Annotated in this window: 18 protein-coding genes and 1 tRNA gene; 4 read left to right on the top strand and 15 right to left on the bottom strand. The window is 62.2% G+C overall.

Annotated elements, in window-relative coordinates; translation table 11 throughout:
- Positions 1-94: 94 nt before the first annotated feature.
- Both ACSHWJ_RS01875 and ACSHWJ_RS01870 read right to left on the bottom strand, forming a co-directional pair.
- Complete coding sequence (locus ACSHWJ_RS01875) at positions 95-1,411, bottom strand: FAD-binding oxidoreductase (RefSeq protein ID WP_432539197.1); 1,317 nt, start codon at positions 1,409-1,411, stop codon at positions 95-97.
- Positions 1,412-2,086: 675 nt separating this feature from the next.
- Positions 2,087-2,163: transfer RNA gene (locus ACSHWJ_RS01870), tRNA-Met, on the bottom strand.
- A 246-nt stretch (positions 2,164-2,409) separates the two neighbouring features.
- Here ACSHWJ_RS01870 and ACSHWJ_RS01865 point away from each other — a divergent pair.
- From ACSHWJ_RS01865 to asd, 4 genes are all read left to right on the top strand, one after another.
- A complete protein-coding gene (locus tag ACSHWJ_RS01865; protein WP_010960683.1) occupies positions 2,410-3,597 on the top strand; it encodes an aminotransferase class V-fold PLP-dependent enzyme in 1,188 nt (395 codons plus the stop codon).
- A gap of 94 nt (positions 3,598-3,691) precedes the next feature.
- Positions 3,692-4,663, top strand: coding sequence for a 2-hydroxyacid dehydrogenase (locus ACSHWJ_RS01860; protein ID WP_218797684.1), 972 nt, complete (start codon positions 3,692-3,694; stop codon positions 4,661-4,663).
- Between the two features lie 9 nt (positions 4,664-4,672).
- Positions 4,673-5,638 carry a hypothetical protein gene (locus ACSHWJ_RS01855; RefSeq protein WP_017364623.1) on the top strand — a complete coding sequence of 322 codons (966 nt, stop codon included), beginning with the start codon at positions 4,673-4,675 and terminating at the stop codon, positions 5,636-5,638.
- Positions 5,635-6,501 carry an archaetidylserine decarboxylase gene (asd, locus tag ACSHWJ_RS01850; protein ID WP_218797685.1) on the top strand — a complete coding sequence of 289 codons (867 nt, stop codon included), beginning with the start codon at positions 5,635-5,637 and terminating at the stop codon, positions 6,499-6,501. The genes ACSHWJ_RS01855 and asd overlap by 4 nt, the downstream gene beginning before the upstream one ends.
- Here asd and lapB read toward each other — a convergent pair.
- From lapB to ACSHWJ_RS01785, 13 genes are all read right to left on the bottom strand, one after another.
- On the bottom strand, positions 6,467-7,672 hold the full coding sequence (gene lapB, locus ACSHWJ_RS01845; RefSeq protein WP_154656730.1) for a lipopolysaccharide assembly protein LapB: 1,206 nt from the start codon (positions 7,670-7,672) through the stop codon (positions 6,467-6,469). The genes asd and lapB overlap by 35 nt on opposite strands.
- Before the next feature lie 75 nt (positions 7,673-7,747).
- Positions 7,748-8,035, bottom strand: coding sequence for an integration host factor subunit beta (locus ACSHWJ_RS01840; protein ID WP_010960688.1), 288 nt, complete (start codon positions 8,033-8,035; stop codon positions 7,748-7,750).
- A gap of 74 nt (positions 8,036-8,109) precedes the next feature.
- Positions 8,110-9,777: a 30S ribosomal protein S1 gene (rpsA, locus tag ACSHWJ_RS01835; RefSeq protein WP_010960689.1), complete on the bottom strand. Its 1,668-nt coding sequence runs from the start codon at positions 9,775-9,777 to the stop codon at positions 8,110-8,112.
- Positions 9,778-9,895: 118 nt separating this feature from the next.
- Positions 9,896-10,564, bottom strand: a complete 669-nt coding sequence (gene cmk, locus ACSHWJ_RS01830) for a (d)CMP kinase (protein ID WP_010960690.1) — start codon at positions 10,562-10,564, stop codon at positions 9,896-9,898.
- A 6-nt stretch (positions 10,565-10,570) separates the two neighbouring features.
- Positions 10,571-11,884: a 3-phosphoshikimate 1-carboxyvinyltransferase gene (gene aroA / locus ACSHWJ_RS01825; RefSeq protein WP_218797686.1), complete on the bottom strand. Its 1,314-nt coding sequence runs from the start codon at positions 11,882-11,884 to the stop codon at positions 10,571-10,573.
- A complete protein-coding gene (locus ACSHWJ_RS01820) occupies positions 11,877-12,749 on the bottom strand; it encodes a prephenate dehydrogenase (RefSeq protein ID WP_017364627.1) in 873 nt (290 codons plus the stop codon). The genes aroA and ACSHWJ_RS01820 overlap by 8 nt, the downstream gene beginning before the upstream one ends.
- Positions 12,746-13,861 (bottom strand): histidinol-phosphate transaminase, encoded by a 1,116-nt coding sequence (hisC, locus tag ACSHWJ_RS01815; protein WP_218797687.1) that lies wholly within the window; start codon positions 13,859-13,861, stop codon positions 12,746-12,748. Before hisC ends, ACSHWJ_RS01820 begins: the two co-directional genes overlap by 4 nt.
- Positions 13,862-13,871: 10 nt before the next feature.
- Complete coding sequence (pheA, locus tag ACSHWJ_RS01810; RefSeq protein WP_432539196.1) at positions 13,872-14,960, bottom strand: prephenate dehydratase; 1,089 nt, start codon at positions 14,958-14,960, stop codon at positions 13,872-13,874.
- 29 nt (positions 14,961-14,989) lie between these two features.
- Entirely contained in the window at positions 14,990-15,475 is a 486-nt protein-coding gene (locus ACSHWJ_RS01805; RefSeq protein ID WP_256996443.1) for a hypothetical protein, read from the bottom strand.
- Positions 15,476-15,484: 9 nt separating this feature from the next.
- Positions 15,485-16,567, bottom strand: a complete 1,083-nt coding sequence (gene serC, locus ACSHWJ_RS01800; RefSeq protein WP_218797689.1) for a 3-phosphoserine/phosphohydroxythreonine transaminase — start codon at positions 16,565-16,567, stop codon at positions 15,485-15,487.
- Between the two features lie 126 nt (positions 16,568-16,693).
- Positions 16,694-19,276 (bottom strand): DNA gyrase subunit A, encoded by a 2,583-nt coding sequence (gene gyrA, locus ACSHWJ_RS01795; protein WP_432539195.1) that lies wholly within the window; start codon positions 19,274-19,276, stop codon positions 16,694-16,696.
- Positions 19,277-19,369: 93 nt separating this feature from the next.
- Positions 19,370-21,172 carry a hypothetical protein gene (locus tag ACSHWJ_RS01790; protein WP_041361006.1) on the bottom strand — a complete coding sequence of 601 codons (1,803 nt, stop codon included), beginning with the start codon at positions 21,170-21,172 and terminating at the stop codon, positions 19,370-19,372.
- 23 nt (positions 21,173-21,195) lie between these two features.
- Positions 21,196-21,915 carry a glycosyltransferase family 25 protein gene (locus ACSHWJ_RS01785; RefSeq protein ID WP_218798421.1) on the bottom strand — a complete coding sequence of 240 codons (720 nt, stop codon included), beginning with the start codon at positions 21,913-21,915 and terminating at the stop codon, positions 21,196-21,198.
- Positions 21,916-21,923 lie beyond the last annotated feature (8 nt).

Raw genomic sequence — 21,923 nt, 5'->3', positions numbered from 1 at the left:
AATTAAGCCAGAAATGCTTGATCCCTGTCTCATGAGATTCGGATTCTGCCTCAAACACCCCTCCGTGGCAAGTTCTGTATCCTAGGGGCAACGCTTAATGCTTTTTCTTCATCCGACGGACTTCAACGGGGGATGCCCGGCCCGCAGTCGATACTTTGTCGTATACCTCGTCGAATGCCAGCTTGCATAACGGTAATTTTTCGCGCAGACGATCATAGCTGCCATGATTGAACATTCGACGGAAATCGGTGCGGCTCAAAGCCGTTTTCGCATATAACGCCTGATATCCGTGATGCTGCAGGACGAATTGTTCGAGCAAGCCGAGCACATCCCTGGCATCTCTGTCTTTCTTTTTAAGAGTGCCGTAAGCGCCGATATCCACGAACAGCTCATCCTCGACGCCGTTTTCGTCGCAGAAGGGACGGACAAACCCGATATCCTCACTGTTCCGCCGGATCGACATGGGTGATAGCCAGAGAGGATAGAGTCCAGTATGCTCGTCGAAATACTCGATTGATTTACTGAGATATCGTATGGGCATCAGCATATCCTGAATCATCTGATGACGCTCCCTGAGCTCTCTGGTGGTTTCAGTTTCCGTATACTTCAGAAGTTCGATACGTGGCGGCATCGCCCAGCCCAGCAGAACCCGAAACAGCGGATGGTTGCCGAAGGGGATGATGTCTTTCATCATCCAGAAATAGCTTCTTGTATGCCTGTGAAAGTAATCCTCCAAAGGAATGTATTCGACGTTGTTCGAGTTCGGCCGGAGGCGATTCTCCACGTGCTTGAAGAACCAGGGTTTATACCACCGGTTTATGGGGTTGACAGGGCCGTCGTGTCCTGCTGCGTCCATCAGTCTGCCGCACATGATGACGGCTGCGTCCCTGTTGTATACGATCCCTTCCACGAAATCGTTATCGGTGTTCCTGGCCTCGGACTCGAACAGCTTCGCCATTTCGTTCAAAGAAGATACGGGCTGATAATGCAATCGTACATATTTTTTTGCGGGTATTATTTGGAGTTCTGCGGCCACAAGAAAACCGAGTGTGCCATGGCTCCATGGAATTTGATGAAACAGCTCTGGATTCTCGCTGCGACTGCAGGTAACCAAAGTTCCTTCTGCCGTTATGATCTCGAAAGATTCGCATATATGTTGAAATAGACCGTATCTATGGCTGCTGGTTTCGACGCCGAACCCCATGATCAGTCCGCCCACCGTCAAGTCATTCAGCTCGGGAACCACGGGAAGCATCCATCCCTCGACCTTCAAGGTGGAGGATAAATGCCCCATCGTGACCAGAGGTTCAACTCTCACGACACGCCGGCTCACGTCGATTTCCAGAATATCATATAAATCAATATGGATTTTTCTGTGGGAATATTTATATATTGGGATGAGCTCGCTCATGCTTTTCCATCCCGAACGACCCGTGCATAATTTTTCTTTGCATCCTTGCTCTTTCCATAGATCGATCTGTCTGATCACTCGTCTGACTTTTTCATCATGTCTGGCGGGTGCACTATGACAGAGAAAAATGATGCGGTTTCTCAGAGTTACGTAGGCGCCGTAAATGACTGATATGGGCAACAGGAACAGCGTAGCGAAAAGGCCGCGATGGTATGTCAATATATATTCGAGCATGCCGAGATGAACGTTGGTGAGTGTAAGGCAAGCCCCGGCGCTGCCGCTGGGCCCAAGGGGGCGTGCCAGAAATCGGGAACCGAGAAGACCAAAGAGGTGACAGAGAGTACCAGACTCCCGTCCGCAGACGACAGGTGTCGAAGGCGGGCCATTTGAGGACGATGGCGCGGTTCGGCTTTGGGTCAAGCTTTGACGCGCATGCGGAGAGACCAGGAAGCATCTCCGGTCGATGCCGGCGGAGATGCGGTTTTTTCGTTTTACGAATGCGGAGGACCCGGGTCTCCGGTCGGTCTGACGTAGCCGCGAGCCGCTCCAGATATGCGCATAATGTATATTATGTTAAATCGTAAAAAGCGATGGGTCGCCTTTGACAGACAGGAAGAGAATAGCCCGCGAAGCCTTGGCGTTTGCAAGGTCTTTGGATCTTGGCGAGGCTGGGGATGGTGGTGGCGGGCGGAATTGAACCGCCGACCTAGGGGTTATGAATCCCTCGCTCTGACCAACTGAGCTACGCCACCGTCGGAATGGACACGCCGACAAGCGCGCCCGGGGTGAAGGTGCGCATTATCAATTTCGGTGACGTGCGTGTCAAGAGCGCCTCATGATTGAAGAATGTCCGGCCGCTGTGGCATGATTGCCGTCCTTCCTGAGGGGATGAGCCCGGCTGGCGGCGGTTTTCCATGTCGAGGCTCGTCCCGTTCCCATCCGTACCTCTACGAATATTTAAGAGCAATATCTCGATCCTATAACACAAGGTGAATTTGATGCCTGGTCGCAACCATCTTTACGTTCCTGGTCCGACGAACATTCCGGATGCCGTTCTCAGCGCGATGCACGTACCGATGGAGGACCATCGGCGACCGGACTTCCCTGCCCTCGTGACCCCGCTGCTGGAGAATCTGAAAAAGGTATTCCGGACAGAAGCAGGGCAGTGCTTCATCTTTCCGGCCACGGGAACCGCGGGTTGGGAAATTGCTCTCTCGAATACGCTCTCTCCCGGCGACAAAGTGTTGTCCTATCGTTTTGGACAATTCAGTCATCTGTGGATCGACCTGGCCAGACGTCTGGGCCTCGAAGTGGAGTACGAGGAGGTGCCGTGGGGTCAGGGGGTGCCGCTGGACAGACTGGAGGCGCGCCTGAAAGCCGACACCGCTCATGAAATCAAGGCGGTGCTGATCTGCCACAATGAGACTGCAACCGGTGTGACCAACGACCTTCCGGCCGTACGCAAGGCCATCGATGCGGCCGGCCACCCTGCCCTGTTCTATGTCGATGGCGTGAGTTCCATCGGTTCTCTGGATTTCCGCATGGACGAATGGGGCATCGATATCGGCGTGGCCGGCTCCCAGAAAGGCTTCATGCTGCCGGCCGGTCTGGCGCTGCTGGGCTTCAGCCAGAAGGCACTGAAGGCGCGGGAGTCCGCTAAGTGCAAGCGCGCATTCCTGGACATCAACGATCACATCCTTCACAACGCTGGCGGTTTTTTCCCGTATACCCCGTCGATCCCGCTGCTGTATGGTCTGCGCAAGTCGCTGGAACTGCTGCTCGAGGAGGGGCTGGAGAACGTTTACGCCCGCCATGCCCGCTTGGCCGAGGGTGTCCGCCGGGCGGTGGCTGCCTGGGGGCTCCAGCTCTGCGCCCAGGATCCGAAATGGTATTCGAACACCGTGTCGGCCGTCGTCGTACCACCGGAGTTCGATGCGCGCGACGTGATCCACACGGCTTATTTCCGCTATAACCTGTCGCTGGGTGCGGGGCTGAGTGAAGTCTCGGGGAAAGTATTCCGCATCGGTCACTTGGGGGATCTCAACGAATTGAGCCTGGCCAGCGCCATCGTGGGTTCGGAAATGGCCATGCTGGACGTGGGTATTCCCTTGACGCCGGGCAGCGGCATCGCGGCGGCCAGCGCCCATTGGCGCGAGACCGCTCCGGTAATCCAGCCCCGAGTCTGATCCGCCGGACCTCGCCGGAGACTGATGGTTGCGGCGAGGCACGATTCCAACGGGCGCGCCGGCGGGCGCGCCCTCCCCTTTGTCTGGAGCCGCCATGAGCAAACCCAAAGTACTGGTGACGCGACGCTGGCCGGAATCTTGTGAAAGTAGACTCCGGGAGTCGTTCGACGTCGTCTTCAACGCCGACGACCATCCCATGAGCAGGGACGAGTTGAAGGCGGCCCTGCGCGATTACGATGCGGTTCTGCCTACGGTGACCGATGCCATTGATGCGGATGTGCTGTCTGTAGAGCCACTGCGCTGCAAGATCCTCGGCAATTTCGGGGTGGGCTTCAACCATATCGATCTCGATACCGCCCGGCAGCGCGGCATCGCCGTCACCAATACTCCCGACGTGCTGACGGACTGTACCGCCGATATCGCCATGCTGCTCATGCTCGCGGTCGCCCGTCGGGGTGGAGAAGGAGAACGGGAAGTCCGAAGCGGCCGCTGGACGGGATGGCGCCCCACCCACATGCTCGGTACCAAGGTGACCGGCAAGATCCTGGGACTCGTCGGATTCGGTCGGATCGCCCGCGCCATGGCGAAAAAGGCCCATTTCGGATTCGACATGCCCGTCATCTTTTACGATCCTTTTCCGCCGCCGCAGGACTTGATCGATGCCCTGGGCGCCGAGCAATGCGGCACCCTGGAAGAGGTACTGGAACGCGCCGATTTCGTCGCGCTCCACTGTCCCGGCAGCAAGGAAAACCGGCATTTGATCAATGCGGACCGTCTGGCTCGGATGAAGCCGCAGTCCTATCTCGTCAACACGGCCCGCGGAGACGTGGTGGACAATGAAGCCCTGATCGAGGCCTTGCGGAACCGGCGCATCCGGGGCGCGGGACTGGACGTTTACGAAGGCGAACCCCGGCTGAACCCGGGTTTTCTCGAACTCGACAATGTCGTGTTGTTTCCCCACCTGGGCAGTGCCACCGAGGAGACGAGGATCGCGATGGGCATGCGCGTCATCGACAACATCACTGCGTTTTTCGAAGGGCGTCCCCCCCGAGACAAGGTGACCTGATTGCCGGCAATGGCGGCCGATCCGTTCCCTTTGTGGCCCGCCCGGATAGTGGCGGAGGACGTCTACCGGTCTGTCTGGGAGCGGGTCCGCCCGGCTTTCCTGGCCTCGATGGCCACACAGCGCATTCCTTTGACTCTCGCCGAATCCTTGGCGAGAGTCTATGTGCCGCTGGCAGCCTGGGTCCTTACTCACAGGGACAACGGCCCCTTCGTGCTTGGCGTCAACGGCGCGCAAGGTTCCGGCAAGTCGACCCTATGCGACTTCTTGGCGCTGATTCTGCGCGAGGGCTATGGGTGCAAGGTTGCCGGTTTTTCCATCGACGATCTCTACAAGACGAGATCTGAAAGGGAGAGGTTGGCGCGGGAAGTGCACCCTCTGCTGATGACACGGGGTGTTCCGGGTACTCACGATGTCGAGCTGGGATTGCAGACGCTCGATCGACTGACGAAGATTGGGCCGGAAGTCTCCGTGGCTTTGCCGGCATTCGACAAGTCGGTCGATGACCGGCGCCCGCTGTCGGCCTGGCCGCAAATCACGGCTCCGGTCGATGTCGTCATCTTCGAAGGCTGGTGTGTCGGCTGCGTTCCTCAGGTCGGAGAGGATCTGGTCCGTCCGATCAACGCCCTGGAGTCTGGGGAGGATGCCGACGGTAGCTGGCGGACCTACGTCAACGAACAGCTCGGTGGCCCTTATGCCGAACTGTTCGACCGACTGGACAGATTGATCATGCTGAAGGTCCCCGATCTGGAATGCGTATACCGGTGGCGAGGCCTGCAAGAGCGTAAGCTGGCGGCAGCGGTCCGGGGCAACGGCTCCTCGAGCCATCGTCTGATGGATGAGGCGGCGCTGCGGCGTTTCATCATGCATTACGAACGGCTCACCCGGCATATGCTGGCGGAAATGCCCGCACGTGCCGACATCACACTGTTTCTTGACGAAAATCATCGCTTCGTCCGCGCTCATATCAACGAATGATCATGGCCGCCTTGCCGTTCAAGCTGTTTGCCAGCATCCAATATCTGCTGCCTCAACACGGCCTTTCACGGTTCGTGCACTGGGCGGTCCGCATTCGCCAGCCCTGGTTCAAGAACGCTCTGATCCGTGCCTTCTGCAGGTTCTATCGGGTCGATCTCGCGGAGTCCGTCTGCAGTTCGCCGGAGTCGTTCGAGTGCTTCAACGCCTTTTTCACACGTGCGCTGAAACCCGGCGTGCGATCGGTCTGCAGCGAGCCCGACGCCATCGCCTGTCCGGCGGACGGTATGATCAGCCAGCTCGGTGCCATCGAGGGTACACGGTTGTTCCAGGCCAAAGGACGCTGCTTCGAACTGGCCGGACTGCTTGGCGGTGATCGCAGCCGGACAGAGGCATTCGAAAACGGTAGCTTTGTCACGGTCTATCTTTCGCCCCGTGATTACCACCGTGTCCATATGCCGGTGGCAGGTACCCTGGCAGCTATGACGCATGTGCCAGGCGCCCTGTTCAGCGTCAACGTCGCGACGACGGAAAACGTCCCGAATCTCTTTGCACGAAACGAACGGCTGATCTGTTATTTCGATACCGCCGCGGGACCGATGGCGGTCATTCTGGTTGGCGCGATTTTCGTGTCGAGCATTGAGACCGTCTGGCACGGCGAGGTCACACCGCCCCGCTCGAAGACGATCAGGCGGTGGGATTACTCAGGGCAAGGCCTCCGATTCGAACGCGGTGCTGAAATCGGCCGCTTCAACATGGGATCGACCGTGATCGTCCTTTTCGGTCCCGGCCACGCGCGCTGGATGGCCGGGATCGGTGCCGGCATGTCCGTCAAGATGGGGTTGTCGCTGGGGTCTTGCCGCTGAAACCGACACCCGGATCGGCCGGCTGGATGGTTTCCCAGGCGCGGCAGGTGGGACAGTGCCAATGCAGCTCACGGCATTCATAGCCGCACTGTACGCAACCGTAACCGGGATGCCTGGACGCTAGGCCGTCGAGGGCGGTCAGGCAGCGCCGCAGGATCGACAGGCAATCACCGTCGATGCAGGTGGCTGCTCCGGCATAATGCAGCGTGCGGCGGATCAGGTTCAGGCTCGACCGCTCGGACAGAAGACCCGTCAGATAGCTCGCCGCCGCGGGCGCCCCTTCCCGTTGCGCCAGTTCGTCGGCCAGAAGTAGGGCGGCCGCTTCTGTACGATAACGCTGATAGACATAGTCGAGATAGGTCAAATACCCGTCCATGTCCCGAAGACTGGCATGGCAGAGCCGCAACTGCCCTATGACCTCCGGCAGAAAGGCGGGATTTTGGAATTCCACCGACCGTAGCAGGGTACCCGCTTCCGCCCATTGCTGTCGTTGCAGAGCGAGCCTTGATTTCAGGAGGGTCGCCCGGACGCAGCGCGGATCTTCGGCCAGGGCCTGCTGAAGATGCGCATGGGCCGCGACTGTTTCTCCCCGGGCGATCGCCGATTCGGCCTGCTCGCACAGGAGATGGGCTAACGTGGCGTTGCGCTGGCCGGCGTCGAACTTCTTGAGTGACCGGGCGCATTCGGCCGCCCTCACCCAATCCTTTTCGCTCTGGTAGATCGCCAGCATTTGCTGGAGCGATGCCTTGCCGTGGGAAGCAGTCGCGGTCAGGCCAGCGAAGACGGTTTCGGCCCGATCCAGCAGCCCGGCGCTCAGATAATCCATGCCCAGTTCGAAACGAATGGCGTGCAGCTGTTCGTCCGACATCTGGGGTTGGGAATGGAGGCGTTCGTGCAGTTCGATCGCCTTGGAAAGCTCTCCACTCCTGCGCAGCAGGCCGCCGAGGGCCAGTTGCAACTCCAGGGTCTTGGCGCTGGAATCAGCGATCTGTCTGAGCAGATGAAACGCCTCATCGGCTCTGGCTCCGATGGCCGTATCGGTGGGGGTCTGATAGGCCCGCTGGAGCCCGTCATTCAGTCCGGCCGACAGGTTTCGTCCGTGGTGTCTGGCCGCTGCATACCAACCGGAAGCGGCAGCCACCGGAAGCAACAGGGTCAGCAGTTCAAGCATCGGGACGTCCGACATTCGGTGCCTCCACCATTCGTCCGAGGAGGGCGAGGCGATTTGTTGCTTGCCGAAAAGTCCTTAGTCCTTGATCGAATTGACCCGGTCGCGCAACTCCTTACCGGGTTTGAAATGGGGAACGCGCCTGGATGGCAGATGAACGGACTCCCCGGTCTTGGGATTCCTGCCGACCCGGGGGGGACGATGGTGCAGGGAAAAACTGCCGAACCCCCTGATTTCGATGCGCTCGCCTCCGGCCAGAGCCTCACTCATGCAGCCGATCATCTCCTTGATCGCATGTTCGATGTCCCGGGGGGACAGATGCGGATACTTTCCGGCCAAGGATTCGATCAATTCCGATTTAGTCATGTCGATCTCCAGGTTCCAAAAAGTGGACCGGAAGGGGCCTTACGACCCCCTCCTCCGGGGAAAACCGGAAACGATCAGCGGTTTTCCATCTGTTCCTTGAAAATGTCGCCGAGGGTCGGGGTGCCGGACACCTGCTGCGAGTAGTCCTTGATCGCCGCCGCTTCCTCATCCTGATCCTTGGACTTGATCGACAGGGAGATCGACTTGGTTTTCTTGTCGACACCGATGAATTTGGCTTCGATTTCGTCACCCACGTTCAGCAGTGCCCGCGCGTCTTCGACCCGGTCACGCTGGATTTCGGAGGCGCGCAGATAGCCTTCCACGTTGTCCGCCAGAGTGATGACCGCGCCTTTGGCATCCACCTCTTTTACCACGCCGCGCACGATCGAACCTTTGTCGTGAGCCGCCAGGAAGTTCTGGAACGGATCCTGTTCGAGCTGCTTGATGCCCAGCGAGATGCGCTCGCGTTCCGGATCGATCGCCAGGATGACGGTCTCCAGCTCGTCGCCTTTCTTGAACTGGCGGATGGCTTCCTCGCCGGGCACCGACCAGGAAATGTCGGACAGATGCACCAAGCCGTCGATGTTGCCGTCGAGGCCGATGAAGATACCGAAATCGGTGATCGATTTGATCGTGCCCCGGATCTTCTCGCCCTTCTTATGGGTCGCAGCGAACTCGTCCCAGGGATTCTGTCTGCACTGCTTCATGCCCAAGGAGATGCGGCGCCGTTCCTCGTCGATGTCCAGGACCATGACCTCGACTTCCTCACCGAGCTGGACGACCTTGGCCGGATTGACGTTCTTGTTGGTCCAGTCCATCTCCGAGACGTGGACCAGACCCTCGACGCCCTCTTCCAGTTCGACGAAGCAGCCGTAATCCGTGAGGTTGCTGACCTTGCCGAACAAGCGGGTGCCGGCGGGATAGCGGCGGGCGATGTTGACCCAGGGGTCTTCACCGAGCTGTTTGAGGCCCAGTGACACGCGGTTCTTTTCCTGATCGTACTTGAGCACTTTGACCTGCAGCTCCTGGCCGATCTGGACGGCTTCGGACGGGTGACGCACGCGCTTCCAGGCCATGTCGGTGATGTGGAGCAGGCCGTCGATCCCGCCCAGGTCGATGAATGCGCCATAATCGGTGAGATTCTTGACCACGCCGGTGACGATGGCGCCTTCCTTGAGGCTTTCCATCAGCGCTTCCTTCTCGGCGCTGAACTCGGATTCGACCACGGCACGGCGCGACAGCACCACGTTGTTACGCTTCTGATCGATCTTGATGACCTTGAACTCCAGGTCCCTTCCTTCCAGGAAAGCGGTGTCGCGCACGGGGCGCACGTCGACCAGGGAGCCGGGCAGAAACGCCCGTAGGGCGCCGATGGCCACGGTAAAGCCACCGCGGACCTTGCCGACGATACGGCCGACAACGGTCTCGTTGTTCTCGAAAGCTTTCTCCAGGTCTTCCCATGCCTTGAGCTTTTTCGCCTTGTCGCGGGACAGCAGGGTCGCGCCGAGGCCGTCCTCCACCATATCCAAAGCGACCTCGACCTGATCGCCCACCTGGACTTCCAGCTGGCCGTCGGCATTGAGGAATTGCCACTTCGGAATGACGCCTTCGGATTTCAGTCCGGCGTTGACGACGACCGCATCGGTGCCGATGTCGACGACGGTGCCGGTGATGATGCTGCCCGCGCGCATCTCGGCTTTCGCCAGACTTTCTTCAAACAGTTCTGCAAAGCTTTCGCCCATGATCGATGATTCCAGCGTCCGAGGTATGAAATCGGACGAATGTTGATAGAGTTGGTTGACGATCGTGTCCGCTCGCCGCGCGGCGGAACACACCCTGTACTGTATTGGCCTCAGGATTTCAGTGCGATTGCACCACGGAGAGGCAAACCTGGATCACTTCATCGACGCTCAGGTCCGATGAATCGATCACGACGGCATCCGCCGCCGCTCGAAGCGGCGCGATCTGCCGCTCCCGGTCGCGCCGGTCGCGTTCCTCGATCTCTTCGGTCAAGTGCGCTAGGCTAACATCCATGCCTTTTTCTTTCAACTGGTTATAGCGCCGGCGGGCGCGAACCTCCGCGCTCGCGGTGAGAAAGACCTTGTAAGGGGCGTCCGGGAAAACCACCGTCCCCATGTCGCGGCCGTCCGCCACCAGCCCCGGGGGCCGGCGGAAGCCGCGCTGTTTGTCCAGCAATGCCTGCCGCACCGCCGGAAACGCCGCCAGCTTCGAGGCCAGATTGCCGCATTCCTCGGTGACGATACGTCCGCTAATGTCGGCGTCCCATAACAGGATGCGCGCCGTCGAATCCGCTCCGAACACGAGATCCAGCGATGCCGCGAGCGCCGCCAGCGCCGACTCGTCCTCCCGGGAGACGCCCCGGTCCACGGCCGCGACTGCCAGCGCCCGATAGATCGCACCGCTGTCCAAAAAATTCCAACCGAGCCGGGCGGCGACCGCACGGGCCGCAGTGCCCTTGCCGGCGCCGCTGGGGCCGTCGATGGTGAGTACGGGAATGGTGTCCTGCATGCCGGTTCAGCTGACCTCGATGTCCAAACCCAGGGTCCGCGCCAGTTCGACGAAATTGGGAAAAGATGTCGCCACGTTGGCGCAGTCGTGAATCTCGATGGGGATGGGAGCGCGCAATGCCGCGATCGAGAATGACATGGCGACGCGATGATCGCCGCGCGAATCGACTGCGCCGCCGCGGAAACTCCCGCCCCGGATGACCATGCCATCGGGGGTCGGGCGGGCATCGATGCCCAGCGTGGTCAGGCCGTCGGCCATGGCCTGGATACGGTCGCTTTCCTTGACCCGCAGCTCCTCGGCCCCGGTCAGCACCGTTTCGCCTGTGGCGCAGGCTGCGGCGATGAACAGGGCCGGGAATTCGTCGATGGCCAGCGGCACGGTATGTTCGGGAATGCGGATGCCGCGCAGTTCCCGGTAACGGATGCGGAGGTCCGCCACCGGTTCGCCGCCGACTTCGCGCGGAGCGAGTATCTCGATGTCGGCGCCCATTTCGCGCAGGATTTCGATGACGCCGGTCCGGGTCGGATTGATCCCGACATGGCGGAGGAACACGTCGGACCCGGGGCTGATCGCCGCGCCTATCATGAAGAACGCCGCCGAGGAAATGTCCGCCGGCACGTCGATACGGGTCGCGGAAAGCTTGCCGCCGGATTGGATGCATACGCGGTTGCCATCCCGCGCCACCGGATAGCCGAAACCCGCCAGCATGCGTTCGGTGTGGTCGCGGGTCGGCGCCGGCTCGGTGACACAGGTCTTCCCTTCCGCGTAGAGGCCCGCCAGCAGCAGACAGGATTTCACCTGGGCGCTGGCGACCGGCATCGCATAGTCGATCCCTTTGAGGCGGCTTCCGCCGGCGATGTGCAGCGGCGCGGTGCCGGCTTCGGTGGTGTCGATCCGCGCGCCCATGGCCCGCAACGGTTCGGTGACCCTGCGCATGGGCCGACGTACCAGCGACGAATCGCCGGTCAGTGTCACATCGAATGTCTGGCCCGCCAGCAGTCCGCTCAAGAGGCGCATCGACGTCCCGGAATTGCCGAGATCCAGGGGCGCGGCAGGTGGCTTCAGGCCATGCAGGCCGACGCCATGGATCCGCAGCCGGCCCTCCGTCGGGCCTTCGATTTCGACGCCCATGGCCCGGAACGCCGCCATGGTCGCCAAACAGTCCTCAGCCTGGAGGAAGCCACTCACCTCGGTCACGCCCTCGGCGAGCGAGCCCAGCATCACCGACCGGTGGGAGATGGACTTGTCGCCCGGTACCCGGATGTCGCCCTGCATCCGTCCACCGGGCCTGGCGGTGAATACCACGTCTTTGTCATGCATGATTGTTTTCCGTCAGCTGTAGAAATTTTTCGCGGGCGGACCTGGCTTCGCTGAAACAGGCGTAGAGACGGCCGGCGTCGTCGTTGCGAATCAGTCCTGCCACCTCGCGCAGCGCCGCCTCGTATTCGGCCAAGAGCTCCAGCAGAGGCTCCCGGTTGGCCCGGCAGATGTCCAGCCACATCCTTGGATCGCTGGAGGCGATACGGGTGAAGTCGCGAAAACCGCCGGCGGCGTAGCGGAAAATTTCCGCCTGCTCATCCTTGCGGCCCAGCATTCGCGCGAGTGTGAACGCCAGCACATGGGGTAGATGGCTGGTCGCCGCCAGCACTTCGTCATGGCGTTCGGCTTCCATTCGCTCCACCTTCGCGCCCAGATACGTCCAGAACTCTCCCACCCGTGCCAGCGCGTCGGGTGCGCTGTCCGGCAGGGGCGTCAGGATGACGCGCTTGCCTTCGAACAGGCTGGCATCGGCGGCCTCCACACCGCTGCGCTCGGCGCCGGCGATTGGATGGCCGGGGATGAAATTGCTTGGCACCTTGCCGAACACGCGCCGGGCCGCATCCACCACGCTGCCTTTGGTGCTGCCCGCATCGGTGTAGACGCACTCCGGTCGCCATACCGGCCGCAGTCTTCGGAACAAGGGCTCGATGGTACCGACGGGGGTGGCGATGAGCACGAAATCGGCCCCTTCCACGCCCTGCTCCGGATCGACACGGCCGCGGTCGACGACTCCCAGCGCTTCTGCGCGGTCGAGGTTGGCCGGATCGGCATCGACGCCGACGATTTCACCACAAAACCCGCGGGCGCGCAGGGCGGCCGAACCGCCGATCAGGCCGACGCCGATGATGCAGAAGCGCCGGATCATGGAACCAGCACGCGGTCCAGGGCGGCGAAGAAGAGGTCGATTTCTTCTGCGGTGCCGACCGACACCCGGAGATGGTTCGGCAGGCCGTAATTTCCCAATGGCCGCACGATGACGCCTTCGCGTAGCAGCGCGTCGAAAACCGGAGTGGCCGGCCTCCCCAGGTCGAAGCTGACGAAATTGCCGGCGGAAGGGATGAAATCGAAGCCCCGCTCTCGGAAACCGGCTTCCAGCTGGCTCCGGCCGGCGTCGTTCGCCTGTACCGTGGCTTCCAGGAAGCCGGTATCTTCCAGGGCGGCGGCCGCGGCGGCCAGTCCCAGGGTGTTGACGTTGAACGGCTGCCTAGCACGGTTCAGCAGGTCGGCGATCTCCACCCCGGTAACCGCATATCCGACCCTAAGGCCCGCCAGTCCGTAGGCCTTGGAGAACGTGCGGGTGACGATCAGGCCGGGAAACTCCCCCAGCCACTCCAAGGCGTCCGGATGGTCGGGGCACCGTGCGTACTCGAAATAGGCCTCGTCCACGACTGCAATGACATGCTCGGGCAGCGCCGCCAGAAACGAATACAGCTCGTCCCGGCCGAGCAGCGTCCCGGTCGGATTGTTCGGATTGGCGATGAAGACCACGCGGGTATCGGGATCGATCCGCTCCAACATGGTCTCCAGATCATGGCCGAAGCGTGGACCCCGGCTGCCGTCATGGGCCGGGGCCGGTTTTCCCGTCGCTCCTGCGGTCTGGGTCGCAATCGGATACACGGCGAAGGCATATTCGGAATACACCGCATTGCGTCCGGCCGTGAGGAACACCCTCGCCACCAGATCGAGCACATCATTGGATCCATTGCCGAGGACGATCTGCGCCGGCTCGACGCCGAGTTTTTCAGCCAGTGCCGCCTTCAGTTCGAAGCCGCTGCCGTCGGGATAAAGGTGAGTACCCCCGAGTATCCGCCGCACGACTTCCAGCACCTTGGGGCTCGCGCCGAGGGGATTCTCATTGGAGGCCAGCTTGACGATGCGCTTCAGAGCGAACTCCCGTTCCAGCTCGCCGATGGGTTTGCCGGGCTGATAAGGGGTGAGTCCGCGAACGCCGGGGACGGCGAGTGTGGTGATGCTCATGGCGAAAGTGTCAGCTCAGTGCGCGTGGATAGGAACCGAGGATACGCATCATGCAGCAGTGTTCCCGCACCTCGGCCAGGGCCTGCGCCAGGGTGGGATCGGCCTGATGCCCTTCCACGTCGATGAAAAAAAAGTAGTCCCACATGCCGCGCCGCGAAGGCCGCGATTCGATCTTGGTCATGCCGATCCCCAGGCGCGCGAATGGCTCGATGAGGCGGAAAAGCGCACCCGGGTCATTGCGGGTGGACAGCAACAGCGAAGTTTTGTCGTGGCCGGTCGGTCCCACCGGCTGGCCGCCGATGACCAGGAACCGGGTGGTATTGTCGGGTTCGTCCTCGATGTTGCGGTTCAGGATCTCCAGGCCATAGAGTCCCGCCGCCACTTCGCCGGCGATCGCCGCCGTACCGGCGGTTTCCGCCGCCCGCCGGGCGGCTTCGGCGTTGCTGCCGAGGGGGGTGCGGCGTACACCCGGCAGAAAACGGTCCAGCCAGCCCCGGCATTGCGCCAGCGACTGCGGATGGGAGAACACTTCGGTCAGCTCGGTCAGCGCGGTCGGTGTCCTGCACAGCAGGTTGTGGTGGATGCGCAGCTGCACCTCCCCGGCGATGATCAGGCTGAAGCGCACGAAGCTATCGAGGGTGTGGGTAATGACGCCTTCAGTCGAATTCTCGACCGGCACCACACCGTAATGACAGGTACCGCTCTCCACAGCCCGGAAGATTTCGTCGATGGCCGGCATCGGGACGGCCTGGATGGCGTGGCCGAAATGCCTGTAGGCCGCCTGCTGGGTGAAGGTTCCTTCCGGTCCGAGGAAGGCGACGCTCAGCGGCTTTTCGAGGGCCAGGCATTCCGACATCACTTCGCGGAAAAAGCGGACCACGGCATCTCGGCCGAGCGGGCCGGGATTGTTCGCTGTCAACCGCTGCAGGATTTCCGCTTCCCGTTCGGGACGGTAGAAGCAGTCGGTCTCGCCTGCCGCCACCTTGATGTCGGCTACCCGCTGGGCACACCTCGCCCGCTGGTTGAGCAGTTCCAGCACCCGGTCGTCGAGTTCGTCGATGCACTTGCGCAGTTCCGCGAGAGAAGGATCGTTCGCCATGCTTTCCTGGAAAAGTTTCCGTCTTGAGTTCAGTGGGCGGATGACCGATGGATGGACGGCACCCTGCGGATGTTCGCGGTCCTGTCCGGAATGGCCGGTGGAGCTTCCACGTTCAGGTCGACGACCGTATAGGCGTAGTCGCCCCGCGATTTGTCAACCGATCCGGGGACGTTCGGGTTCGCCTCCCCCAAGGCTGCCGAGCGGCTCACCATGTCGGGGACGTTTCCGTTGGCGATCCCGATGTGATGGGGGTGGCAGCGCGGCATTTCGGCCGTCGGGAGGAAGCCACGGATCTGGTTCGCCACCATGACTGCGCAGTCGTCCACCGGAATGCCGTTGACGCCGGCGCAGCCGATGCGGCGGACCGATTCCGGAATGGCAACACTTTGCAGGTCGAAGGAGCGCAGCAGGATGGCGTCCGGATGCTGGATCCCCGAAGCGACCTCGTAAGGATCCCGTGGCAAGCGCTCCAACCCGGCCATCGCGATACGGTCGTAGGTCAGCACCGCGTACACGGTATTCCCCTAGCCATACCGGCGTTCGAAGTCCGCCATGAAGGCGATGAGCGCGTCCACCCCGGCCTCCGGCATGGCGTTGTAGATGCTGGCGCGCAAGCCGCCGACGGAACGGTGGCCTTCGAGCGCCTCCAGCCCCTGTGCCGCGGCTTCGGCGGCGAAGGTCTTTTCCAGACTGGCATCGGCGAGACGGAACGGTACGTTCATGCGCGAGCGGAACGCAGGGTCGATCGGATTGGAATAGAAGGACGAAGCGTCGATGGCGGCGTAGAGCTTCTCGGCCTTGCGGATGTTGCGGGCATTCATGGCCGCCACTCCGCCTTCCCGCTTGAGCCATTCCAGCACCAGCCCTACGAGGTACCAGATGTAGGTCGGCGGCGTGTTCAGCATCGAGCCATTGTCCGCATGCTTCCTGTAATCGAACACCGTGGGCGTGCCCGGGATGGTCTTGCCGATCAGGTCTTCCCGGACGATGACCACGGTGATACCCGCCGGTCCCATGTTCTTCTGGGCCCCCGCATAGATCAGCCCGAACCGCTCCACGTCGACCGGCCGGGACAGGATGTTGGACGACATGTCGCACACCAGGGGCAACCCGCCGGATTCCGGGACGTCCTGAAATTCCACGCCGTTGATCGTCTCGTTGGCGGTGTAATGGAGATAGGCCGCTTCGGGGTCGATCCGCCATTCGTCGCGCGCCGGCACGGTGGTGAAACCGCCCGCCCTGGCGGTGGCCGCGACCACGACCTGGCAGTAACGGCTGGCCTCCTCGATCGCTTTTCCCGACCAGATACCGGTATCGACGTAGCAGGCCGAGGTCCTGTCCCGCAGCAGGTTCATCGGTACCATGGCGAACTGGGCGGTGGCGCCGCCCTGCAGGAACAGTACCTTGTATTCCGGTGGAATGGCGAGCAGTTCACGCAGATCAGCCTCCGTCTTTTCAGCGATGGCGCCGAAATGCTTGCCGCGATGGCTCATCTCCATCACGGACATCCCGCTCTCGCCCCACTCGAGGATTTCTTCCCCGGCGCGGCGCAGCACCGCTTCCGGCAGCATCGAAGGGCCGGCACTGAAGTTGTAGATGCGTGTCATGGACAGGTTCCCGGTATTTGCAGACGTGCAGGGCCGTTCGAAAACCCCGGCCGGAGCTTCGGCACCGGTTCCACGCCGTTCCTGGACACCCGAAAGATTTCATCGATCGCCATGGCAGGCCTGGATTTACAAGGTTTCCGCGGAATCGCCGGAACCGTTGTCCAGCTCGTCCTCTTCGCCACCGGGCAGGCTGCCGATGCGATCCATGCCGACGACCTTTTCGCCGGGATTCAAGCGGATGACGGTGACTCCCTGGGTGTTGCGGCTGAGCACGGAGATTTCACTGACCCGCGTCCGCACCAGGGTGCCGGCGTCGGTGATCAGCATGATCTCATCCTCGTCCTCGACCAGAGCTGCGCCGACGACCGCGCCATTGCGGGCGCTGGTCTGGATGGCGATGACCCCCTGCCCGCCCCGCCGGTGACGGGGAAACTCCTCCAGGCGCGTGCGCTTGCCGTAGCCGTTTTCGGTGATGTTGAGCACGGTCCCTTCGCTGGCGATGATCAGGGCAATGACTTTCCGCCCTTCCTGCAAAGTCATGCCGCGCACCCCGGCGGCGGTACGGCCCATGGCACGGACATCCGTCTCGTGGAAACACACCACCTTGCCGTCGCTGCTGAACAGCATCACGTCCTGTTCGCCATTGGTGATCGCCACGTCGACCAGGCGGTCATCGTCGCGCAGCTCGATGGCGATCTTGCCGCTGGGCCGGGGGCGCTCGAACTCACTGAGCGCGACTTTCTTGACCGTGCCTGAGGCTGTGGCCATGAAGATGAAATGGGCTTCGTCGAACTCCCGGATCGGCAGGATGGCGTTGATGCGTTCACCTTCCTCCAGCGGCAGCAGGTTGACGAAGGGTCGGCCGCGAGCGGTGCGGCTGGCCACCGGGAGTTCGTATACCTTGAGCCAGTAGACCTTACCGCTGCTGCTGAAGCACAAGATGGTGTCATGGGTGTTGGCCACGACCAGCTTTTCGATGTAATCCTCTTCCTTCGTGGCGGCCGCCTGCTTGCCGCGGCCGCCACGGCGCTGGGCCCGGTAATCCGACAGCGGCTGGGCCTTGACGTAGCCTTCGTGTGAGACCGTCACCACCATGTCTTCCTCGGTGATGAGATCCTCGGCCGAGAGGTCGAGACGGTCGGCGATGATCTCGGTGCGGCGGGGATCGCCGAATTGTTCGCGGATGGCGACCAGTTCATCGCGGATCACCTGCATCAGACGGGTGTCCTTGGCCAGGATGTCCAGCAGATCGGCGATCTGCTCCAACAGCGCCCGATATTCAGCGATGATCTTGTCCTGCTCCAGACCGGTGAGGCGATGCAGGCGCAGATCCAGGATCGCCTGTGCCTGGATCGGCGAAAGGTGATACGCGCCCTCGCGCAACCCGTAGACCGGGTCCAGATCGCGCGGGCGGGAGGCTTCCGCCGCATCCGCTCGTTCCAGCAGTTCGGTGACGACACCGGGCCGCCAGGCGCGCGAAACCAGGCGCTCCTTGGCTTCGGCGGGACTCGGCGAGCTCTTGATCAGTTCGATGACTTCATCGATGTTGGCCAGCGCTACCGCCAGACCTTCCAACACATGCGCCCGCTCTCTGGCCTTGCGCAGTTCGTGCAGCGTGCGCCGCGTCACCACCTCGCGGCGGTGGTCGATGAAGGCGGCGATCAGGTCGCGCAGGTTCATGAGGCGCGGACGGCCGTTCAGCAGCGCCACCATGTTGATACCGAATACGCTCTGCATCTGGGTCTGCTGATACAGATTGTTCAGCACCACCTCGGGCGCCTCGCCCCGGCGCAGTTCGATCACCATGCGCATGCCGTCCTTGTCGGACTCGTCGCGCAGGGCGGAGATGCCTTCGAGTTTGCCTTCCTTGACCAGTTCGGCGATCTTCTCCAGCAGCCGTGCCTTGTTTACTTGGTACGGCAGCTCGTTGACGATGATGCTCTGGCGGCCACCCTCCTCGCCCTCGAACTGGCAGCGGGCGCGCAGGTAGATGCGGCCGCGGCCGGTGAGATAGGCTTCACGGATGCCGGCGGCACCGTTAATGATGCCCGCCGTGGGAAAGTCCGGGCCGGGCACGAAAGCCATCAAATCCTGCACGCCGGCTTCCGGATTCTCGATCAGCGCCAGACAGGCGTCGACGACTTCTCTGAGATTGTGTGGCGGAATGTTGGTGGCCATCCCGACTGCGATACCGGCCGAACCGTTGACCAGCAGGTTGGGAATCCGTGTCGGGAGAACCGACGGTTCCCGTTCCGAGTCGTCGTAGTTGGGGACGAAGTCGACGGTTTCCTTGTCCAGGTCGGCCAGGAGGTCGTGGGCGATGCGTGCCATGCGGACTTCGGTGTAACGCATGGCCGCCGGCGGGTCGCCATCGACCGAGCCGAAGTTGCCCTGTCCATCGATCAGCATGTAGCGGAGCGAGAACGGCTGGGCCATCCGCACGATGGTGTCGTACACCGCCGTGTCACCATGTGGATGGTATTTACCGATCACGTCGCCGACCACGCGGGCCGATTTCTTGTAGGGTTTGTTCCAGTCGTTGCCGAGTTCGTGCATTGCGTAAAGCACGCGCCGGTGCACCGGTTTGAGACCGTCGCGGGCATCCGGCAGGGCGCGTCCTACGATCACGCTCATGGCGTAATCCAGGTAGGACTGCTTCATCTCGTCTTCGAGGTTGACCGGAATGATTTCTCTGGCGAAGGCTGTCATCGGAACCGAGCGGTAGGGAATGGGCGTGGCGGCGATGCCTGCCCGGGACGGAATCCGCGCATTATAACAAAAGCGTGATCCCTTGCCCCGGACTCATTCCCGGGGCATCGCGGCCCTGACCGCATCGTATTTCGGCGCGCCAGGCTGGTCCCGGTATTCGAGCAGGCCCCAACTGCCCCAGCGGGTATAGGGACCGGCGCTGTTCCACAGGTTGTAGAGCCCGCCCCCCGCCGCCCGCCAGTCTTCCAGGTGGCGAAGGTAGGCCTCACCCATGCGCTCGTCCCGGTTGGCTGCCACGAACAGGGCGGTAATCGCCGGATCAGTGCCGGCTTCGCCGACGCCCACCAGATGCTGACCGCCTTCGTAGGCCACCAGGTTCAGCCCATACTCGCTGGCAAGGCGTTTGTTTTCCTGCATCTGACGCTTGGCTTCCTCCAGGGCTCCGCCGGCCGGGCCGCCCGGAAGCTCGCCGCCGTAGAAGATTTCAGTGAACAGTCGGTGCAGTCCCCCGTCGGGATCGGTGCTCCATTCCTTTACCACTGCCGCATGTTCTGGCAGGCCCAGGTAGTGGCCGAAATAGGGAGCAATGGCCAACGCCCGGACATGATGCCGATAGCAGGGCGCGCCGCCGCGTTCGGCCCGCCACAGTCGACAGTCCAGCGCCTGGCGTGCGGTCCAGGGATTGGCGGCCTGGCTTCCCATGACACAGATCACCCGGTCCCCCTCCTCGGCCCAGACTTCTTCCCAGATGTCGCAGATTTGTGCGGTGCGCATTCCGTACCATTGCAGCCTTTTGCCGTAGGCGCTCTCACCCGCGCCCGGCCATTTCGCCAGCGCCTGCACTTCCATCCAGCGACCGGCGGAGAAGGCATCGTTCCAGGCTTCGTTGCCGTATTCGACGTAGACCTTACGGTCCTTGTCGAGCTCCCGCCGCACCAGCATGGCGAACTGGCGGACGTAGCCGTCGTCGGCGCGCGCAGGCATGTTTACCCAGACGTCCGCCTGCAGGCGGTTGCCCAATGCCGGGATCAGCTCAGCCGGACCGCCGTCTCCGCCCTCGGACGCCCAGGTCCGGCTGTCCGGAACGGTGCGATCGGTCCAGCCAACGGCGGTGGAATCGTTGGTGTTCTGGTAGGCCATGAAACGGATGGCGCGGAACGGCGCCAGGTTGCGCAGGAATCGGGGATCGAAGATGGGGTCCGCTTCCTCGAACGGCCGGCAGGCACGTTGCGTCCCGCAGGTCTGGGTGTCGGTGCAGAAGGCCGTGGGCCGTCCTTCGCAGGTGCCGCCTTCGGGCACGACTCTGATGTTGCGGAGGTGATCGCCGTTGCCGCCGGGATCCGTGGCCAGGATGGCGAGTTCGAACCAGTATTCGCCACCGGTGCCAGTCACGTCGACGACGTCCCGTCCGGGTCTGGATAGAACGGCATTGCGAACGGCGCCCCGCGCATAGCCGAGCGTGCCCTGGCCCTGGTAGCGGACGATGAAACGTCCGGCCGGTCGGGAAGGATTCAGGTCGGTCGGTACCAGGGTGGCGACGGAGGTGAAACGACTGCCGGACGCGTCGTTTCGGGCAGGATCCGACAGCGATTTCGGATACCCCGCCGCATCCAGTGCCAACGCATCCTGTTCGAGCGTGTTCCAGGCGCTCGCGCCGGGAGGCCAGCCTTGTCCGTTGCAGCCCGGATCGCGCCCGGTCCGGCATTGGGTGAGCCAGGGTCCCGAGAGTTTGAACAGATCGACGAAAGGAATTTCAGTGCCGTAATAGGCCAGACCGGCGATGTTCACACCGATACCGAAGCCGGAGTCCGGTGTCGGAGCATCGGGTTCATCACAGGCCGTCAGGCCGAGACAAAGCGCCGCGGCGTAAATCCCGTCGAGCCACCGGCCGCCCATACCATCCACCACCCACCGAAGGCTCAATGCCGGCGGTTGCCGCGTAACCATGTCTTGCCCCGCCGGGCCAGGGCGACCAGGCTCCGCGCCAAAGGCCAGCGGTCGTACCATCGGTTGGGAGCGATGTCGCTGCGCGAACTGCGCTGCCATCCCTGGCTGGGCACCGCCACCAAGGTGACCACGTCGGGATTCTGCTGCCGGAACGTCGAGTACGCTCCATCCACGTGCATGGGTCCGCCGTCCGGATGGCCCGGCGGACGCTGCAACAGAGCATCGAGAAACCCCAGCAGGCGGTCGATCACGGCACCGTTGACCGCATAGAAGTGCGCCGTGACGATGGGGCCGGCGTAGGGTTCCAGGTGCGCCCTGTCTGACGGGACTTCGGGAAACTCCAGTACATGGCCGAAGAACGCGAAATCCCAGGGGGTTTCGCGCAATTCGCCGAGCAGCCTCTCTTCAACTTCGGGAAACTGCGCGGCGAAGGTGAGGTCGTCCTCGAGTATCAGGACATTGCGGAGACCCTGGGTCTTGGCCGCACGCAAAATGCCCAGATGGCTCAGGAAGCAGCCGTGCGCGCCGATACTGGGAAACGGCCCGGCGGATTCGGGCCGGATCGCCGGGTAAAACTCCACCCGGCCGGGCATCGGCGGCATGCCGGCCCGTTCCAGCTCCTTCTCCATCTCACGCCGGCGATCACGGCGTTCGGGCAGATTGATGATGTAGCAGCGGTCGAAATAATCCATCAGATGCA

It is taken from the genome of Methylococcus sp. S1M, assembly GCF_051295855.1.
Classification (GTDB): domain Bacteria; phylum Pseudomonadota; class Gammaproteobacteria; order Methylococcales; family Methylococcaceae; genus Methylococcus; species Methylococcus capsulatus.
The sequence above is the reverse complement of the archived record's forward strand: the minus strand, read 5'-3'. Positions and strand labels throughout refer to the sequence as shown.

Excerpts from the sequence above, each read along its gene's own strand:
- ACSHWJ_RS01875 (WP_432539197.1), bottom strand. The coding sequence starts at position 1,411 with ATGAGCGAGCTCATCCCAATATATAAATATTCCCACAGAAAAATCCAT.
- ACSHWJ_RS01865 (WP_010960683.1), top strand. The coding sequence starts at position 2,410 with ATGCCTGGTCGCAACCATCTTTACGTTCCTGGTCCGACGAACATTCCG.
- ACSHWJ_RS01860 (WP_218797684.1), top strand. The coding sequence starts at position 3,692 with ATGAGCAAACCCAAAGTACTGGTGACGCGACGCTGGCCGGAATCTTGT.
- ACSHWJ_RS01855 (WP_017364623.1), top strand. The coding sequence starts at position 4,673 with ATGGCGGCCGATCCGTTCCCTTTGTGGCCCGCCCGGATAGTGGCGGAG.
- asd (WP_218797685.1), top strand. The coding sequence starts at position 5,635 with ATGATCATGGCCGCCTTGCCGTTCAAGCTGTTTGCCAGCATCCAATAT.
- lapB (WP_154656730.1), bottom strand. The coding sequence starts at position 7,672 with ATGCTTGAACTGCTGACCCTGTTGCTTCCGGTGGCTGCCGCTTCCGGT.
- ACSHWJ_RS01840 (WP_010960688.1), bottom strand. The coding sequence starts at position 8,035 with ATGACTAAATCGGAATTGATCGAATCCTTGGCCGGAAAGTATCCGCAT.
- rpsA (WP_010960689.1), bottom strand. The coding sequence starts at position 9,777 with ATGGGCGAAAGCTTTGCAGAACTGTTTGAAGAAAGTCTGGCGAAAGCC.
- cmk (WP_010960690.1), bottom strand. The coding sequence starts at position 10,564 with ATGCAGGACACCATTCCCGTACTCACCATCGACGGCCCCAGCGGCGCC.
- aroA (WP_218797686.1), bottom strand. The coding sequence starts at position 11,884 with ATGCATGACAAAGACGTGGTATTCACCGCCAGGCCCGGTGGACGGATG.
- ACSHWJ_RS01820 (WP_017364627.1), bottom strand. The coding sequence starts at position 12,749 with ATGATCCGGCGCTTCTGCATCATCGGCGTCGGCCTGATCGGCGGTTCG.
- hisC (WP_218797687.1), bottom strand. The coding sequence starts at position 13,861 with ATGAGCATCACCACACTCGCCGTCCCCGGCGTTCGCGGACTCACCCCT.
- pheA (WP_432539196.1), bottom strand. The coding sequence starts at position 14,960 with ATGGCGAACGATCCTTCTCTCGCGGAACTGCGCAAGTGCATCGACGAA.
- serC (WP_218797689.1), bottom strand. The coding sequence starts at position 16,567 with ATGACACGCATCTACAACTTCAGTGCCGGCCCTTCGATGCTGCCGGAA.
- gyrA (WP_432539195.1), bottom strand. The coding sequence starts at position 19,276 with ATGACAGCCTTCGCCAGAGAAATCATTCCGGTCAACCTCGAAGACGAG.
- ACSHWJ_RS01790 (WP_041361006.1), bottom strand. The coding sequence starts at position 21,172 with ATGGGCGGCCGGTGGCTCGACGGGATTTACGCCGCGGCGCTTTGTCTC.
- ACSHWJ_RS01785 (WP_218798421.1), bottom strand. The coding sequence starts at position 21,915 with ATGGATTATTTCGACCGCTGCTACATCATCAATCTGCCCGAACGCCGT.